The following is a 16,368-nucleotide window of genomic DNA, read 5'->3' on the forward strand; positions in this document are numbered from 1 at the left end:
GGCCTTGAACTCGCCACCGAAACGCTCCGCGCCGATCTTCGTCAGCGCCGCCGTCAGCGTCGTCTTGCCGTGGTCAACGTGACCAATCGTGCCCACGTTCACGTGGGGCTTGGTGCGTTCGAATTTACCCTTTGCCATTGTCTTCTACCTTGTTATGCGTGATTCGTGACGGGAATGCAGGGTATCGCGACCGCGACACCCTGCCCCATTGCTCAGTTCTTCTTGACGACCGCGTCGGCGATGTTGGCCGGCGCTTCCGCGTAGTGGTCGAACTCCATCGAGAACGTGGCGCGACCCTGCGACATCGAACGCAGCGTGGTGGCGTAGCCGAACATTTCGCCCAGCGGCACCATCGCAGCGATCACCTTGCCGGACGGACTGTCGTCCTGACCCTGCAGGATGCCGCGACGACGGCTCACGTCGCCCATCACGTCGCCCAGATAGTCTTCCGGGGTGACGATCTCGACCTTCATCATCGGCTCCAGCAGGACCGGCTGGGCCTTGCTGAAAGCTTCCTTGAAGGCCATCGAGCCGGCGACCTTGAACGCCATTTCGTTGGAGTCGACGTCATGGAACGAACCGTCGACCGCCTTGATGGCGATGTCGACCACCGGGAAGCCGGCCAGCGGGCCGCTCTTCATGGCGTCTTCGATGCCCTTGCCCGCGGCAGCCACATATTCCTTCGGCACCACGCCGCCGACGATCGCGCTTTCGTAAGAGAAGCCCACGCCGCGCTCGACCGGCGACATTTCGATGACAATGTGGCCGTACTGGCCGCGACCGCCCGACTGACGCACGAACTTGCCGTCCTGCTTGACCGACTTGCGGATCGTCTCGCGGTACGCCACCTGCGGCTTGCCGACGTTGGCTTCCACGTTGAACTCGCGCTTCATGCGGTCCACCAGGATTTCCAGGTGCAGCTCGCCCATGCCCGAGATGATCGTCTGGCCGGATTCTTCGTCCGTCTTGACGCGGAACGAGGGATCTTCCTGCGCCAGGCGGCCGAGGGCCAGACCCATCTTCTCCTGGTCGGACTTGGTCTTCGGCTCCACCGCCATCGAGATGACGGGCTCCGGGAACACCATGCGCTCCAGGGTGATGATGTGGTCGAGCGAGCACAGCGTGTCACCCGTGGTGACGTCCTTCAGGCCGACCGCTGCGGCGATGTCGCCCGCGCGCACTTCCTTGATCTCGTCGCGCTGGTTGGAGTGCATCTGCAGGATGCGACCCACGCGCTCCTTCTTCGACTTGACCGGGTTGTACACGGCGTCGCCGGAGTTCAGCACGCCCGAGTAGACGCGGAAGAACGTCAGCGAACCCACGAACGGGTCCGTCATGATCTTGAACGCCAGCGCCGAGAACGGCTCGTTGTCGCCCGCCTTGCGGCTGTCTTCCTTCTCGTTCTCGTCGATGCCCTGGACCGGCGGACGATCGGTCGGCGACGGCAGCAGCTGGATCACGCCGTCGAGCATGGCCTGCACGCCCTTGTTCTTGAACGCGGAGCCGCAGTAGACCGGAATCACTTCCACCTTCAGCGTGCGCTCGCGCAGGCCGGCGATGATCTCGGCTTCGGACAGGTCGCCCTCGTTGAGGTACTTGTCCATCAGCTCTTCGCTGGCTTCGGCAGCCGCTTCGACCATGAAGGCGCGATCCGTCGCGGCCTTGTCAGCCAGCTCGGCGGGAATGTCGCGGTACTCGAACTTGGTGCCCTGGGAAGCGACATCCCAATGGATGTACTTCATCTTCAGCAGGTCGATGACGCCCTCGAAGCCGTCTTCGGCGCCGACCGGCACCTGCATCGGCACCGGGTACGCGCCCAGGCGGGTCTTCAGCTGGTCGACGACCTTGAAGAAGTCGGCACCGGTACGGTCCATCTTGTTGACGAACGCAAGACGCGGCACGGCGTACTTGTTGGCCTGGCGCCACACGGTCTCGGACTGCGGCTGCACGCCGCCCACGGCGCACAGCACGAACACCGCGCCGTCGAGCACGCGCAGCGAACGCTCGACTTCGATGGTGAAGTCGACGTGGCCGGGGGTATCGATGATGTTGAAGCGGTGCTGCGGCAGGGACTTGTCCATGCCGGTCCAGAACGCCGTGGTTGCGGCGGACGTGATGGTGATGCCGCGCTCCTGCTCCTGCTCCATCCAGTCCATGGTCGCGGCACCGTCGTGCACTTCACCGATCTTGTGGCTGACGCCGGTGTAGAACAGGATGCGCTCGGACGTGGTGGTCTTGCCGGCGTCGATGTGCGCCATGATGCCGAAATTGCGGTAACGCTCGATGGGAGTGGTGCGAGCCACGACAGTCTCTCTTTTCTAATGGAGGGCCGGCGGGATGCCAGGGCCTTCCGTGGAGGGCGGATCTTCAGATGGCCGAATGCCGCCTTTCGGCGGCCTTCGGGGCGGGGCGCCAAACTGCGCCCCAGGGACACCTAGATGGTGTCGGAGGCCCCTGCATGCAAGGGCCACGAGGCCGTTACCAGCGGTAGTGCGCGAACGCCTTGTTCGCTTCCGCCATGCGGTGGGTCTCTTCACGCTTCTTGATGGCGCCGCCGCGGTTCTCGGAGGCATCCAGCAGTTCGGCAGCCAGCTTGCGCGGCATGGTGTTCTCGCCGCGCTTGCGCGCGGATTCGATCAGCCAGCGCATCGCCAGCGCCATGCGGCGCGACGAACGCACTTCGACCGGCACCTGGTAGGTGGCGCCGCCGACGCGGCGCGACTTCACTTCGACGGCCGGCGAGACGTTGTCCAGCGCCTTCTCGACCAGCTCGAGGGCGTTGGGGTTCTTTTCGCCGATGACGTCCATGGCGCCGTACACGATCTTTTCGGCGACCGACTTCTTGCCGCTCAGCATCACCATGTTGATGAAGCGGGCAATCGTCTGGCTGCCGTGCTTGGGGTCCGGCAGGATTTCACGTTGGGGGGCAGAGCCTTTGCGCGACATGATTCTTTTTCCTTAAGCCTTGGGACGCTTGGCGCCGTACTTCGAACGGCCCTGGCGGCGCTTGGCGACGCCGGAGGCGTCGAGCGAGCCGCGCACGGTGTGGTAGCGCACGCCCGGCAGATCCTTGACGCGGCCGCCGCGCACGAGCACCACGGAGTGCTCCTGCAGGTTGTGGCCCTCACCGCCGATGTAGCTGATGATTTCTTCCTGGTTGGTCAGGCGCACCTTGGCGACCTTGCGAAGCGCCGAGTTGGGCTTCTTCGGGGTCGTCGTGTAGACGCGGGTGCACACGCCGCGACGCTGCGGGCAGTTGTCCAGCGCGGGCGACTGACTCTTGTACGTGGGTGCCTGCCGCGGCTTGCGGACCAGCTGATTGACGGTTGCCATAGTGGATTCTTCGTGTGAAGGCCGGAGCCTTGTTTGACATGAAAACGAAGGCAGGCCGCAAGACGGCCCACCTAGACGGAAAAGTATAGCCGGCCACCCGCCCGACCGTCAACGCAACGGAGGTAGGTGCCTGCCAACTGACTGCGATCCCGCCCTTCCTGGGCCGAAAACGAGGCGCTTCCTGCGCCTCTTTTCGTGGTCTGGGACGGCCCGGAGGCCGTCAGGTAGTACGGTTTAGCTGGCGCTGGACTCCTCGCCGGCGTCGTCGGTGGTGGTCGCCACGACTGCAGGAGCAGCCTCGGCGACGCCGCCCGACAGGGCGTTCACTTCCGCCTCGGTCAGGCCCGACGCATTGCGACGGCGCTGGTTGTGGTACGCCAGGCCGGTACCCGCCGGGATGAGGCGGCCGACGATGACGTTTTCCTTCAGGCCGCGCAGCGTGTCGCGGGTGCCGCGGACGGCCGCCTCGGTCAGCACGCGCGTGGTCTCCTGGAACGAGGCCGCGGAGATGAACGATTCCGTCGCCAGCGAGGCCTTGGTGATGCCCAGCAGGACCGGGTCGTACTTCGCGGGCAGCTCGTTGCGGGCCAGCAGCTTCGCGTTCTCTTCGATGAAGCGCTGCTTCTCGACCTGCTCGCCGGCGAGGAACTTGCTGTTGCCGGCATCGGTGATCTCGACCTTGCGCAGCATCTGGCGGGTGATCACCTCGATGTGCTTGTCGTTGATCTTCACGCCCTGCAGGCGGTAGACGTCCTGGATTTCCTTGACCAGGTAGGCCGCCAGCGGTTCGACGCCCAGCAGGCGCAGGATGTCCTGCGGGCTCGGCTCGCCGTCCACGATGGTTTCGCCCTTGGCCACGTGCTCGCCTTCGAACACGATGATCTGGCGGAACTTCGGGATCAGCTCCTCGTGCTCCGAACCATCGGTGTCCTTGATGATCAGGCGCTGCTTGCCCTTGGTGTCCTTGCCGAAGCTGATGACGCCGGAGCGCTCGGCCAGGATAGCCGGGTCCTTCGGCTTGCGGGCTTCGAACAGGTCGGCCACGCGCGGCAGACCACCGGTGATGTCGCGGGTCTTGGACGCTTCCTGCGGCACCTTGGTGACCACGTCGCCCACGCCGACGGGAGCGCCGTCCTGCAGGTTGACGATCGAGCGCGGCGGCAGCAGGTACTGCGCCGGCAGGTCGGTCCCGGGGATGCTGAGGTCCTTGCCGTCCTTATCCACGATGCGGACGATCGGACGCAGGTCCTTGCCCTGCGAACCACGGCGCTTCGGATCGGTGATCTCGCGCGACGCCAGGCCGGTCAGGTCGTCGGTCTTCTCGATGACGGTGACGCCATCGACGAAGTCCACGAAGCGCACGAAGCCGGCCACTTCCGACACGATCGGGTGGTTGTGCGGATCCCAGTTCGCCACGGCCTGGCCGGCGGTGATCTGCGCGCCGTCCTTGACGTTGATGGTGGCGCCGTAGGGCAGCTTGTAACGCTCGCGCTCGCGGCCATGGCCATCGAGCACCGACAGCTCGCCCGAACGCGAGACCGCGACCAGGCTGCCGTTCGCGTGTTCGACGAACTTCAGGTTGTTGAACTTGATGGAACCGGTGGTCTTGACCGTGATGTTGTCCACGGCTGCCGCACGCGATGCCGCACCACCGATGTGGAACGTACGCATGGTCAGCTGCGTGCCGGGCTCACCGATCGACTGCGCGGCGATGACGCCGACCGCTTCGCCGATGTTGACGATGTGGCCACGGGCCAGGTCGCGACCGTAGCAGTGCGCACAGACGCCGAACTCGGATTCGCAGGTGATGGTGGAACGCACCTTCAGGGACTGCACGCCGGCATCTTCCAGCTTCTGCACCCAGGCTTCGTCCAGCAGCGTGTTGCGGGTGACGATGGGGTCCTCGTCGTTGCCGGGCAGGAACACGTCCTCGGCCACGATGCGGCCCAGCACGCGGTCACGCAGCGGCTCGACCACGTCGCCGCCTTCCACGATCGGGGTCATGGTCAGGCCTTCCTGCGTGCCGCAATCGACCTCGGTGATCACCACGTCCTGCGCCACGTCGACCAGGCGACGGGTCAGGTAACCGGAGTTCGCCGTCTTCAGCGCGGTATCGGCCAGACCCTTGCGGGCACCGTGCGTGGAGTTGAAGTACTCCTGCACGTTCAGGCCTTCACGGAAGTTCGCCTTGATGGGCGTCTCGATGATCGAGCCGTCGGGGCGGGCCATCAGGCCACGCATGCCGGCCAGCTGGCGGATCTGCGCCTGGCTACCACGGGCACCGGAGTCGGCCATGATGTAGAGCGAGTTCATCGACTTTTCGTTGATGGTCTCGCCCTTGGCGTTCTTCACCTTGTCGGTACCGATGGTGTCCATCATCGCCTTGGCGATGCGCTCGTTGGTGCGCGACCAGATGTCGACCACCTTGTTGTAGCGCTCGCCGGCGGTGACCAGACCGCTCTGGTACTGCTCCTGGATTTCCAGCACTTCCTGCTCGGCTTCGCCCAGGATGCCCTTCTTCTCGGCCGGGATCAGCATGTCGTCGATGCCGATCGAGACACCGGCGCGCGTGGCGTACGCGAAACCGGTGTACATCAGCTTGTCGGCGAACACGACCGTGTCCTTCAGGCCCAGCATGCGGTAGCTGGAGTTGATCAGGCGGCTGATGGCCTTCTTGTTCAACTCGGTGTTGACCAAGGCGAACGGCAGGCCTTCCGGCAGGATCTCGGCCAGCAGCGCGCGACCGATCGTGGTGTCCACGATGCTGGTCTGCTGGCTGCGACCGCCCTCCTCGTCGATCACGGTGCCGCTGATGCGGACCTTGACCTTCGCGTGCAGCTCGACGGCGCGGTTGTCGTAGGCGCGCTTGACCTCGGCGATGTTCGCGAAGGCCATGCCCTCGCCCTTCTTGTTCTCCAGCGCGCGGGTCATGTAGTACAGGCCCAGCACCACGTCCTGCGACGGCACGATGATCGGCTCGCCGTTGGCGGGCGACAGGATGTTGTTGGACGACATCATCAGCGCGCGCGCTTCCAGCTGGGCTTCCAGCGAGAGCGGCACGTGGACGGCCATCTGGTCACCGTCGAAGTCGGCGTTGAACGCGGTGCAGACCAGCGGATGCAGCTGGATGGCCTTGCCTTCGATCAGCACCGGCTCGAACGCCTGGATGCCCAGGCGGTGCAGCGTCGGCGCGCGGTTCAGCAGCACCGGGTGCTCGCGGATGACTTCTTCCAGGATGTCCCAGACGTCGGCTTCTTCGCGCTCGACCAGCTTCTTGGCGGCCTTGATGGTGGTGGCCAGGCCGCGACGCTGCAGCTTGGCGAACACGAACGGCTTGAACAGCTCCAGCGCCATCTTCTTCGGCAGGCCACACTCGTGCAGGCGCAGGGTGGGACCGACCACGATGACCGAACGGCCGGAGTAGTCGACGCGCTTGCCGAGCAGGTTCTGGCGGAAGCGGCCCTGCTTGCCCTTGATCATGTCGGCCAGCGACTTGAGCGGACGCTTGTTGGTGCCGGTGATGGCGCGGCCGCGACGGCCGTTGTCCATCAGGGCGTCCACCGACTCCTGCAGCATGCGCTTTTCGTTGCGCACGATGATGTCCGGCGCGTTGAGCTCCAGCAGGCGGCGCAGGCGGTTGTTGCGGTTGATGACGCGACGGTACAGATCGTTGAGGTCGGAGGTCGCGAAGCGGCCACCGTCCAGCGGCACCAGCGGACGCAGGTCCGGCGGCAGCACCGGCAACACGGTCATGACCATCCATTCCGGACGGTTGCCCGACTCCAGGAACGCTTCCATCAGCTTGATGCGCTTGGTGAGGCGCTTCAGCTTGGTTTCCGAACCGGTGCTGGCGATGTCCTCGCGCAGGTTCACCATCTCGGCCTGCAGGTCGATGGTGCGCAGCAGGTCGTAGACGGCTTCGGCACCCATGGCGGCGTCGAAGTCATCGCCGTGCTCCTGGCGCGCCTGCATGAACTGTTCTTCGGTCAGCAGCTGGCGGCGCTCGAGCGAGGTCAGGCCCGGCTCGGTGACAACGTAGGCTTCGAAGTACAGCACGCGTTCGATGTCGCGCAGCGTCATGTCCAGCATCAGGCCGATGCGTGACGGCAGCGACTTAAGGAACCAGATGTGCGCGACCGGGCTGGCCAGGTCGATGTGGCCCATGCGCTCGCGGCGCACCTTGGCCAGCGTCACTTCCGTGCCGCACTTCTCGCAGACGACGCCGCGGTGCTTCATGCGCTTGTACTTGCCGCACAGGCACTCGTAGTCCTTGATCGGGCCGAAGATGGCAGAGCAGAACAGGCCGTCGCGTTCCGGCTTGAAGGTACGGTAGTTGATGGTTTCCGGCTTCTTCACTTCGCCGAAGGACCACGAGCGGATCAGGTCCGGCGAGGCCAGCGCGATCTTGATCGCGTCGAAGTCCAGCGTCTGGCGCTGCTGGTTGAAGAGGTTGAGCAGGTCTTTCATTTTGTTTCTCCGTCAGGAGGAAGCTTTGTCGATGGCGGGTTGACCGGGGACGAACGGCGCGGGCGGCAGGTCAGTGCCGCCGCGCCCTTGCGGTCAGTCTTCCAGTTCCATGTTGATGGCGAGCGAGCGGATTTCCTTCACCAGCACGTTGAAGGATTCCGGCATGCCCGCGACCATCTCGTGGGCGCCATCGACGATGTTCTTGTACATCTGGTTGCGGCCCTGCACGTCGTCCGACTTGACCGTCAGCATTTCCTGCAGGGTGTGCGCCGCGCCGTAGGCTTCCAGCGCCCAGACTTCCATTTCACCGAAGCGCTGGCCACCGAACTGCGCCTTGCCGCCCAGCGGCTGCTGGGTGACGAGCGAGTACGGACCGGTGGAACGCGCGTGCATCTTGTCGTCCACCAGGTGGTTCAGCTTCAGCATGTGCATGTAGCCGACCGTGGTGTGGCGATCGAACGCCTCGCCCGTGCGGCCGTCGTACAGCTGGGTCTGGCCGCTGATCGGCAGGTCCGCGAGCTCGAGCATGTGCTTGATCTCGGTTTCCGCCGCACCGTCGAACACCGGGGTGGCCATCGGCACGCCGTCGGTCAGGTTCTTGGCCAGCGCGATCAGTTCGGCATCGCTGAACTGGTCCAGGTCCACGCGGTCCTCGCCCAGCTTCTGGTCGTGGTTGTAGATCTGCGTCAGGAACTTGCGCAGGTCGGCCACCTTGGCCTGGGCATCCAGCATGTCCTGGATCTTCTTGCCCAACCCCTTCGCGGCCCAGCCCAGGTGCACTTCCAGCACCTGGCCGATGTTCATGCGCGACGGCACGCCCAGCGGGTTCAGCACGATGTCCACGGTCTCGCCGGTGGCCATGTACGGCATGTCTTCGACCGGCACGATGGTCGACACGACACCCTTGTTGCCGTGGCGGCCGGCCATCTTGTCGCCCGGCTGGATGCGGCGCTTCACGGCCAGGTAGACCTTGACCATCTTCAGCACGCCCGGAGCGAGGTCGTCGCCGGCGGTGATCTTGCCGCGCTTGTCGGCGAAGCGACGCTCAAATTCCTTCTCGTGCGCCTGGATCTGCATCTGGGCGCGCTCGATGGCGTCGGACGCGTCATCGTCCTTCATGCGCAGGGTGAACCACTCCGACTTCTTCAGGCCGTCGAGGTAGGCGTCGGTGATCGCGTCCCCCTTCTTCAGCGCACCCGGGCCACCGTTGGCGACCTTGCCGACCAGCTGCGAGCGCAGGCGGGCGTAGATGGCGCCTTCCAGGATGCGGAACTGGTCGTCGAAGTCCTTCTTGACGCGCTTGATCTCGTTTTCCTCGATCTGGCGCGCACGCTTGTCCTTCTCGATGCCGTCGCGGGTGAAGACCTGCACGTCGATGACGGTGCCGTCCATGCCCGGGGGCACGCGCAGCGAGCTGTCCTTCACGTCCGAGGCCTTCTCGCCGAAGATCGCGCGCAGCAGCTTCTCTTCCGGGGTCAGCTGGCTTTCGCCCTTCGGCGTCACCTTGCCGACCATGATGTCGCCGGCACGCACTTCGGCGCCGATGTACACCACGCCGCTCTCGTCGAGGCGGTTCAGTGCCTGCTCGGAGACGTTCGGGATGTCGGCGGAGATTTCCTCCGGCCCCAGCTTGGTGTCGCGCGCGACGCAGGTCAGCTCTTCGATGTGGATCGTGGTGTAGCGATCCTCTTCCACCACGCGCTCGGAGAGCAGGATGGAGTCTTCGAAGTTGTAGCCGTTCCACGGCATGAACGCGATCAGCATGTTCTGGCCCAGCGCCAGCTCGCCGATGTCGGTCGAAGGACCGTCGGCCAGCACGTCGCCGCGCGCGACCACGTCGCCCACGTTCACCAGCGGACGCTGATTGATGCAGGTGTTCTGGTTGGAGCGCGTGTACTTGATCAGCGAATAGATATCGACGCCGGCATCGGTTTCACCGGAGATCTCGACTTCGTTGACCTTGACCACGATGCGGCCGGCGTCGATCTGCTCAACCACGCCGCCACGGCGGGCGTTCACGGTCACGCCCGAGTCGCGCGCCACGGCGCGCTCGATGCCGGTACCGACCAGCGGCTTCTGCGCGCGCAGCGTCGGCACGGCCTGGCGCTGCATGTTAGCGCCCATCAGTGCGCGGTTGGCGTCATCGTGCTCCAGGAACGGCACCAGCGCCGCGGCGACCGACACGGTCTGCATCGGCGAGACGTCCATGTAGTCGACTTCGCTCGGCGGCTTCAGCAGCGATTCGCCCTGGTAGCGGCACGGCACGAACTGCTCGGTCAGGCGGCTCTTGGCGTCATGCAGCGCGTTGGCCTGCGCGATGACGTACTCGTTCTCTTCGATCGCCGACAGGTATTCGATCTCGTCGGTGATGGTGCCGTCCACGACCTTGCGGTACGGCGTCTCGAGGAAGCCATAGCTGTTGGTGCGTGCGTACACGGCCAGCGAGTTGATCAGGCCGATGTTCGGGCCTTCCGGCGTCTCGATGGTGCAGACGCGGCCGTAGTGGGTCGGGTGCACGTCGCGCACTTCGAAGCCGGCACGCTCGCGGGTCAGGCCGCCCGGGCCGAGGGCCGACACGCGACGCTTGTGCGTGACTTCCGACAGCGGGTTGTTCTGGTCCATGAACTGCGACAGCTGCGAGGAGCCGAAGAACTCCTTGATCGCCGCGGCCACCGGCTTGGCGTTGATCAGTTCCTGCGGGGTCAGGCCCTCGGACTCGGCCATCGACAGGCGCTCCTTGACGGCGCGCTCGACGCGGACCAGGCCAACGCGGAAGACGTTCTCGGCCATTTCGCCGACCGAACGCACGCGACGGTTGCCCAGGTGGTCGATGTCGTCCACGGTGCCGCGGCCGTTGCGGATCTCGGTCAGGACCTTGATGACGTCCAGGATGTCCGAGGTCTCGCCCAGGCTGGCGACCAGGCGCTTGGCTTCTTCGTCATTGCGCGCGCCGAAATACTTCTTGTCGTACAGCACGGCTTCGCCGGTGGTTTCCTTGCGGCCCACGCGACGGTTGAACTTCATGCGGCCGACGTTCGACAGGTCGTAGCGCTCGAAGGTGAAGAACAGGTTGTGGAACAGGTTCTGCGCGGCATCCTTGGTCGGCGGCTCGCCGGGACGCATCATGCGGTAGATCTCGACCAGCGCTTCGAGCTGCGTCTTGGTGGGATCGATGCGCAGGGTGTTGGACAGGTACGGACCACGATCCAGGTCGTTGACCCACAGCGTGCCCACCGCGTCCACGCCGGCCTTGCGGAACTTGGCCAGCTGGTCGTCGGTGATCTCGTCGTTGGCGGCGGCCAGCAGCTCGCCGGTGTTGGCGTCGATCACGTCGTGCGACAGGATGCGGCCCACCAGGTACTCGTCCGGCACGGCCAGGGCGGCGATGCCCGACTGCTCCAGCTGCTTCACGTGGCGCGCGGTAATGCGCTTGCCGGCTTCCACGATGACCTTGTCACCGTCGGCCAGGTCGAAGTTCAGCGTCTCGCCGCGCAGGCGCTCGGCGACCAGCTCCAGCTGCACGCCTTCCGGCAGGATGTGGAAGGTGTTGACGTCGAAGAACTCGTTGAGCATCTCCTCGTTGGAGTAGCCCAGTGCGCGCAGCAGGATCGAGACCGGCAGCTTGCGGCGACGGTCGATACGCGTGAACAGCGCGTCCTTCGGGTCGAACTCGAAGTCCAGCCAGGAGCCGCGGTAAGGAATGATGCGGGCGCTGTACAGCAGCTTGCCCGAGCTGTGCGTCTTGCCACGGTCGTGATCGAAGAACACGCCCGGCGAGCGGTGCAGCTGCGAGACGATGACGCGCTCGGTGCCGTTGACGATGAAGGTGCCGTTGTCGGTCATGAGCGGAATTTCGCCCAGATAGACCTCCTGCTCCTTCACGTACTTGATGGCCTTGGTCGACGACTCGCGGTCGTAGATCACCAGGCGCACGGTCACGCGCAGCGGGGCGCCGTAGCTCAGGCCACGGTTGCGGCACTCGCGCTCGTCGAACACCGGTTCGCCGAGCTTGTAGCCGACGTATTCCAGCGCGGCGTTGCCGCTGTAGCTGGCGATCGGGAAGACCGACTTCAGCGCAGCATGCAGGCCGCGGTCCTCGCGCCTCGCGGGATCGGTGTGTTCCTGCAGGAACTCGCGGTAGGAATCGACCTGGATGGCCAGCAGGAACGGGACCTCGAGGATCGACCGCTGCTTGCCGAAATCCTTGCGGATGCGCTTTTTCTCGGTGAACGAATATGTCGTCATGTGACTGTGCCTCTGGCAGCGTGGGGCGCGCGTCCGCGACCACACGGGGGACATTCTTTCGAACGGGGGAATTTCCAGTTGGAAGTCGCTGGTATTGCCGGCACCAGCACGCCTTCTGCCGCTACTTCCAACTACAAACTCGCTTCTACATCGCTACGTCTTGAAACGACCGAAGGCCAGGGGCTTTCGCCCCCGGCCTCGGGTTGTCGCCTGGGTGAAAGGGCGACGGATACGACTTACTTGACTTCGACGCTCGCACCAGCGGCTTCGAGTTCCTTCTTGAACTTGTCGGCGTCGTCCTTCGAGATGCCTTCCTTCAGGACGCCACCGGCTTCGGTGAGGTCCTTGGCTTCCTTCAGGCCCAGGCCGGTGATGGCGCGCACGGCCTTGATGACGTCGACCTTCTTGGCACCGGCGTCCTTCAGGACGATGGTGAACTCGGTCTGCTCTTCGACCGGGGCGGCAGCGGCGGCCGGGCCGGCAGCAGCGGCGACCGGGGCGGCGGCGGAGACGCCGAACTTCTCTTCGATGGCCTTGACCAGCTCCATCACTTCCATCAGGGTCTTGCCGGCAATGGCGTCGACGATCTGTTCGTTGGAAAGGGACATTGTGTTTACCTTTGGAAATTATCTGGGATTAGGGTTCGTAGAACCGTAAGACGTCGAACTCAGGCTTCGGCCGGGGCTTCAGCGGCGGCTTCCGCCGGCGCTTCACCACCACCCTGCTGGTCGGCCACGGCCTTGACGGCGCGGGCGAACATGGACGCAGGTTCGGCCAGCACGCGGGCCAACATGGCCAGCGCCTGGTCGCGGGTCGGCAGCGACGCCAGGACTTCCACATGGCTGGCCGGATACAGCTGGCCACCCACGGAGACGACCTTCGGCTGAAGCTTGTCGTTGCCCTTGGCGAACTCCTTGATCAGGCGACCGGCAGCGCCGGGCTCCTCGGTCGAAAACGCATACAGCAGCGGACCGACGAGCTTGTCCTGGACAACCTCGAACTCGGTACCGGCGATGGCGCGCACGGCCAGCGTGTTCTTGACTACCTTCAAGTACACACCGGTCTCGCGGGCCTTCTTGCGCATCGCGGTCATCTGGGTGACCGTGGTGCCTGCGTATTCGGCAGCGACCAGGGAGTGCGCCTTGGCGGCGACGTCTGCCAGTTCGGCGACTACTTCTTGCTTCTGGGACAGATTGAGAGCCATACACTCCTCACTTATTGACTCCGCTCGCGGCTCCTGCCGTTCGCGGTCCTGGACGGCGTCCATCCTGGATGCCGGGGACTTGCGGTCCCGTCGGTGGCCTGTCTGACGGGCCGGCCTTGCGGCCGGCACCAGAAAACTTCCAGAAGGCGGCACCATCTGCGCAGGCGCACTCCCTTGCGGGTGTGGATTAAGCGATCCCGCTAGTCACGACGGCGATTCCCTGCCAACACGAGCCTCCCTGCCCGTCGTCGTCACGCGCTGACCGCACCTGCGGTCTTTGACGGCTGTCGCTTGCACCGGAAACCGGCCTGGGCGACTGCCCTCAAAATGCTGTTGCGCCCTGCCCCGCGTCGCGGAACAGGGGTGATGCGACTACTTCAGGGACAGCGAAGACTGGTCCACCGTCACGCCGGGGCCCATGGTCGAGCTGACCGAGATCTTCTGCAGGTACTGGCCCTTGGAGGTGGCCGGCTTGGCCTTGACCAGATCGATCAGCAGCGCCTGCAGGTTCGACTTCAGCGCTTCATCCTCGAAGCTCGCCTTGCCGATGGTGCAGTGGATGATGCCGGCCTTGTCGGTGCGGTAGCGCACCTGGCCCGACTTGGCGTTCTTGACCGCCTCGGCCGGGTTCGGCGACACGGTGCCGACCTTGGGGTTCGGCATCAGGCCGCGCGGGCCCAGGACCGTACCCAGCTTGCCGACCACGCGCATCGCGTCCGGCGTGGCGATGACCACGTCGTAGTTGATGTCGCCGGCCAGCATCTTCTCGGCCAGATCATCCATGCCGACGGCCTCGGCGCCAGCGGCGGCGGCCTCGTCAGCCTTCGCGCCCGCCGGGGCGAACACCGCCACGCGGACCGACTTGCCGGTACCGGCCGGCAGCACGGTGGAGCCGCGCACCTGCTGGTCGGACTTCTTGGCGTCCACGCCCAGGCGCACGGCCACGTCGACGGACTCGACGAACTTGGACTTGACCGCGGTCTTGACGATCTTCAGGGCCTCGTCAATGGCGTATGCCTTGCCGGGGGTCACGGCGGCCAGGATGGCCTTCTGTCGCTTGTTCTGTGCCATCTCTTAACCCTCTACCGTCAGGCCCATGGAGCGGGCGGAACCCGCGATCGTGCGCACCGCTGCGTCCAGGTCGGCCGCGGTCAGGTCGGGTTCCTTCGCCTTGGCGATGTCCTCGAGCTGCTTGCGGGTGACCTTGCCCACCTTCTCGGTGTTGGGGCGCTTGGAGCCGGACGTGATGCCGACGGCCTTCTTCAGCAGGATCGACGCCGGGGGCGTCTTGGTGATGAAGGTGAAGGTGCGGTCGGAATAGGCCGTGATGACCACCGGAATCGGGAGACCCGGCTCCAGCTTCTGCGTGGCGGCGTTGAACGCCTTGCAGAATTCCATGATGTTCAGGCCGCGCTGACCCAGCGCAGGACCGACCGGCGGCGAGGGGTTGGCCTGACCGGCCTTCACCTGCAGCTTGATGTAACCGACAACTTTCTTTGCCATGTGAGTACTCTCCGGGTGCTAGCGCCTGTGAAGGCTCCCCATCGGACCGGGAAAATCACGCGTCCCGGCATCGCGTATCTCGAACGCGCCAATGGCCACCCGAAGGCGGCCATGGCTCCTGCCCGGCCAGCCGTTCAGGGAGCCGCGCAGTATAACAGGGTTTTGGCGGACCCGCTCGAGCGGGCCCGGCCGCCGGATCAGGCCTTCTCGACCTGTCCGAATTCCAGCTCCACCGGGGTGGAACGGCCGAAGATCAACACCGCCACGCGCAGGCGGCTCTTCTCGTAATTGACTTCCTCGACCACGCCGTTGAAGTCGTTGAACGGACCGTCGGTGACACGGACCATCTCGCCCGGCTCGAACAGCACCTTGGGCTTGGGCTTCTCGACGCCTTCCTGCACGCGATCCAGGATGGCGGCCGCCTCTTCGTCGCGGATGGGCAGCGGACGATCGGCGGTGCCACCGATGAAGCCGAGCACCTTGGAGGTGTCCTTCACCAGGTGCCAGCTTTCATTGTCCATGCGCGGGATGCCGCCGTCGTCATGGGTCTCGATCTGGACCAGCACATAACCGGGGAAGAACTTGCGCTCGGAACGGCGCTTCTGGCCGGAGCGCATCTCCACGACCTCTTCGGTCGGGACGAGGACGTCGCCGAACTTCTCCTGCATGCCGTCGCGGACGATGCGATCGCGCAGGGCCTGGGCCACCGACTTCTCGAAGCCCGAATAGGCATGGACGACATACCAACGCTTCACTGCGGCACTCTCCTCAACGACCAAAATTCAGGAACTTCTCGATCGCCCACTGGATGGTGAAGTCGAAACCCGCCAGGATCAGGCTGAGCAGGATCACCACCACAATGACGACCCACGTCGTTCGGGTTGCTTCTTCGCGCGTCGGCCAGACGACCTTGCGCAGTTCGAATCGGGACTCGGACAGGAATTCACGGGTATCGCGCCCCTTGCCCGTCTGCAGGAACACCAGCGCGCCCAACACCAACCCGGCCACGACGGCCAGCGAGCGCAACGGCGTGGCCCACTGCCCATTGAACCACCACCATGCCACCAGACCACCGACGACCAGCGCCAACGCCAGGACGTACTTGGCGATGTCGGCGGCAGGCGTGCCGGCTTTGGATTGTTCGACCTTGCTGTTCAAGTCAGTTGTCGCTCTTTAGCTCGAGGGAAGCACGGTAGACCCGTACTCCGCGAGGAAGGAAGTGGCACGCCAGGAGGGACTCGAACCCCCAACCTGCGGTTTTGGAGACCGCTGCTCTGCCAATTGAGCTACTGGCGTATCGATACAGCTACAACCTTCCCTTAGACGGCGAAGGCGGACCGAGGTTCCGGTCCGCCCTTGTCGCTTCATCAGGCGCTGGATCCCCGCCTGCGCGGGGATGACGGCCCGAGGAAGCCGGACGGGCTGACCCGTCCGGATCAGGACGTCACTTGATGATCTTGGCCACCACGCCGGCGCCGACCGTGCGGCCGCCCTCGCGGATCGCGAAACGCAGGCCTTCGTCCATCGCCACCGGGTTGATCAGGGTCACCACCATCTTGATGTTGTCGCCCGGCATGACCATTTCCACGCCTTCCGGCAGGGTCACGGCGCCCGTG

Annotated in this window: 12 protein-coding genes, 1 tRNA gene and 1 pseudogene; all 14 read right to left on the reverse strand. The window is 64.9% G+C overall.

Features of this window, described 5'->3' with window-relative positions; translation table 11 throughout:
• On the reverse strand, positions 1–138 hold a 138-nt coding region (locus CYU89_RS18095; RefSeq protein WP_238482135.1), incomplete at its 3' end, for a GTP-binding protein.
• A gap of 74 nt (positions 139–212) precedes the next feature.
• A complete protein-coding gene (gene fusA, locus CYU89_RS18100; RefSeq protein ID WP_192310115.1) occupies positions 213–2,303 on the reverse strand; it encodes an elongation factor G in 2,091 nt (696 codons plus the stop codon).
• A 175-nt stretch (positions 2,304–2,478) separates the two neighbouring features.
• Positions 2,479–2,946, reverse strand: a complete 468-nt coding sequence (rpsG, locus tag CYU89_RS18105) for a 30S ribosomal protein S7 (protein WP_055945227.1) — start codon at positions 2,944–2,946, stop codon at positions 2,479–2,481.
• Positions 2,947–2,958: 12 nt separating this feature from the next.
• Positions 2,959–3,333 (reverse strand): 30S ribosomal protein S12, encoded by a 375-nt coding sequence (rpsL, locus tag CYU89_RS18110; RefSeq protein ID WP_055945224.1) that lies wholly within the window; start codon positions 3,331–3,333, stop codon positions 2,959–2,961.
• A 234-nt stretch (positions 3,334–3,567) separates the two neighbouring features.
• Positions 3,568–7,800: a DNA-directed RNA polymerase subunit beta' gene (gene rpoC / locus CYU89_RS18115; RefSeq protein ID WP_296282924.1), complete on the reverse strand. Its 4,233-nt coding sequence runs from the start codon at positions 7,798–7,800 to the stop codon at positions 3,568–3,570.
• Positions 7,801–7,893: 93 nt separating this feature from the next.
• Positions 7,894–12,045, reverse strand: coding sequence for a DNA-directed RNA polymerase subunit beta (gene rpoB / locus CYU89_RS18120; protein WP_296282925.1), 4,152 nt, complete (start codon positions 12,043–12,045; stop codon positions 7,894–7,896).
• A 236-nt stretch (positions 12,046–12,281) separates the two neighbouring features.
• Entirely contained in the window at positions 12,282–12,653 is a 372-nt protein-coding gene (rplL, locus tag CYU89_RS18125) for a 50S ribosomal protein L7/L12 (RefSeq protein ID WP_296282926.1), read from the reverse strand.
• A gap of 59 nt (positions 12,654–12,712) precedes the next feature.
• Positions 12,713–13,249, reverse strand: a complete 537-nt coding sequence (rplJ, locus tag CYU89_RS18130) for a 50S ribosomal protein L10 (protein WP_296282927.1) — start codon at positions 13,247–13,249, stop codon at positions 12,713–12,715.
• Between the two features lie 372 nt (positions 13,250–13,621).
• Entirely contained in the window at positions 13,622–14,320 is a 699-nt protein-coding gene (rplA, locus tag CYU89_RS18135) for a 50S ribosomal protein L1 (RefSeq protein WP_296282928.1), read from the reverse strand.
• Between the two features lie 3 nt (positions 14,321–14,323).
• Entirely contained in the window at positions 14,324–14,752 is a 429-nt protein-coding gene (gene rplK, locus CYU89_RS18140; protein WP_055945202.1) for a 50S ribosomal protein L11, read from the reverse strand.
• A 197-nt stretch (positions 14,753–14,949) separates the two neighbouring features.
• Positions 14,950–15,507 carry a transcription termination/antitermination protein NusG gene (gene nusG, locus CYU89_RS18145; RefSeq protein ID WP_296282929.1) on the reverse strand — a complete coding sequence of 186 codons (558 nt, stop codon included), beginning with the start codon at positions 15,505–15,507 and terminating at the stop codon, positions 14,950–14,952.
• A gap of 13 nt (positions 15,508–15,520) precedes the next feature.
• Positions 15,521–15,910, reverse strand: coding sequence for a preprotein translocase subunit SecE (gene secE, locus CYU89_RS18150; protein WP_296282930.1), 390 nt, complete (start codon positions 15,908–15,910; stop codon positions 15,521–15,523).
• Positions 15,911–15,972: 62 nt separating this feature from the next.
• Positions 15,973–16,048: transfer RNA gene (locus tag CYU89_RS18155), tRNA-Trp, on the reverse strand.
• Positions 16,049–16,196: 148 nt separating this feature from the next.
• Positions 16,197–16,368 (reverse strand): annotated as a pseudogene (locus CYU89_RS18160) (elongation factor Tu); the annotation flags it as partial.

Source organism: Pseudoxanthomonas sp. (genome assembly GCF_002863005.1).
Lineage (GTDB): Bacteria > Pseudomonadota > Gammaproteobacteria > Xanthomonadales > Xanthomonadaceae > Pseudoxanthomonas_A.

Coding starts and splice junctions, on each gene's coding strand:
- rpsG (WP_055945227.1), bottom strand. CDS start 2,946: ATGTCGCGCAAAGGCTCTGCCCCCCAACGTGAAATCCTGCCGGACCCC.
- rpsL (WP_055945224.1), bottom strand. CDS start 3,333: ATGGCAACCGTCAATCAGCTGGTCCGCAAGCCGCGGCAGGCACCCACG.
- rpoC (WP_296282924.1), bottom strand. CDS start 7,800: ATGAAAGACCTGCTCAACCTCTTCAACCAGCAGCGCCAGACGCTGGAC.
- rpoB (WP_296282925.1), bottom strand. CDS start 12,045: ATGACGACATATTCGTTCACCGAGAAAAAGCGCATCCGCAAGGATTTC.
- rplL (WP_296282926.1), bottom strand. CDS start 12,653: ATGTCCCTTTCCAACGAACAGATCGTCGACGCCATTGCCGGCAAGACC.
- rplJ (WP_296282927.1), bottom strand. CDS start 13,249: ATGGCTCTCAATCTGTCCCAGAAGCAAGAAGTAGTCGCCGAACTGGCA.
- rplA (WP_296282928.1), bottom strand. CDS start 14,320: ATGGCACAGAACAAGCGACAGAAGGCCATCCTGGCCGCCGTGACCCCC.
- rplK (WP_055945202.1), bottom strand. CDS start 14,752: ATGGCAAAGAAAGTTGTCGGTTACATCAAGCTGCAGGTGAAGGCCGGT.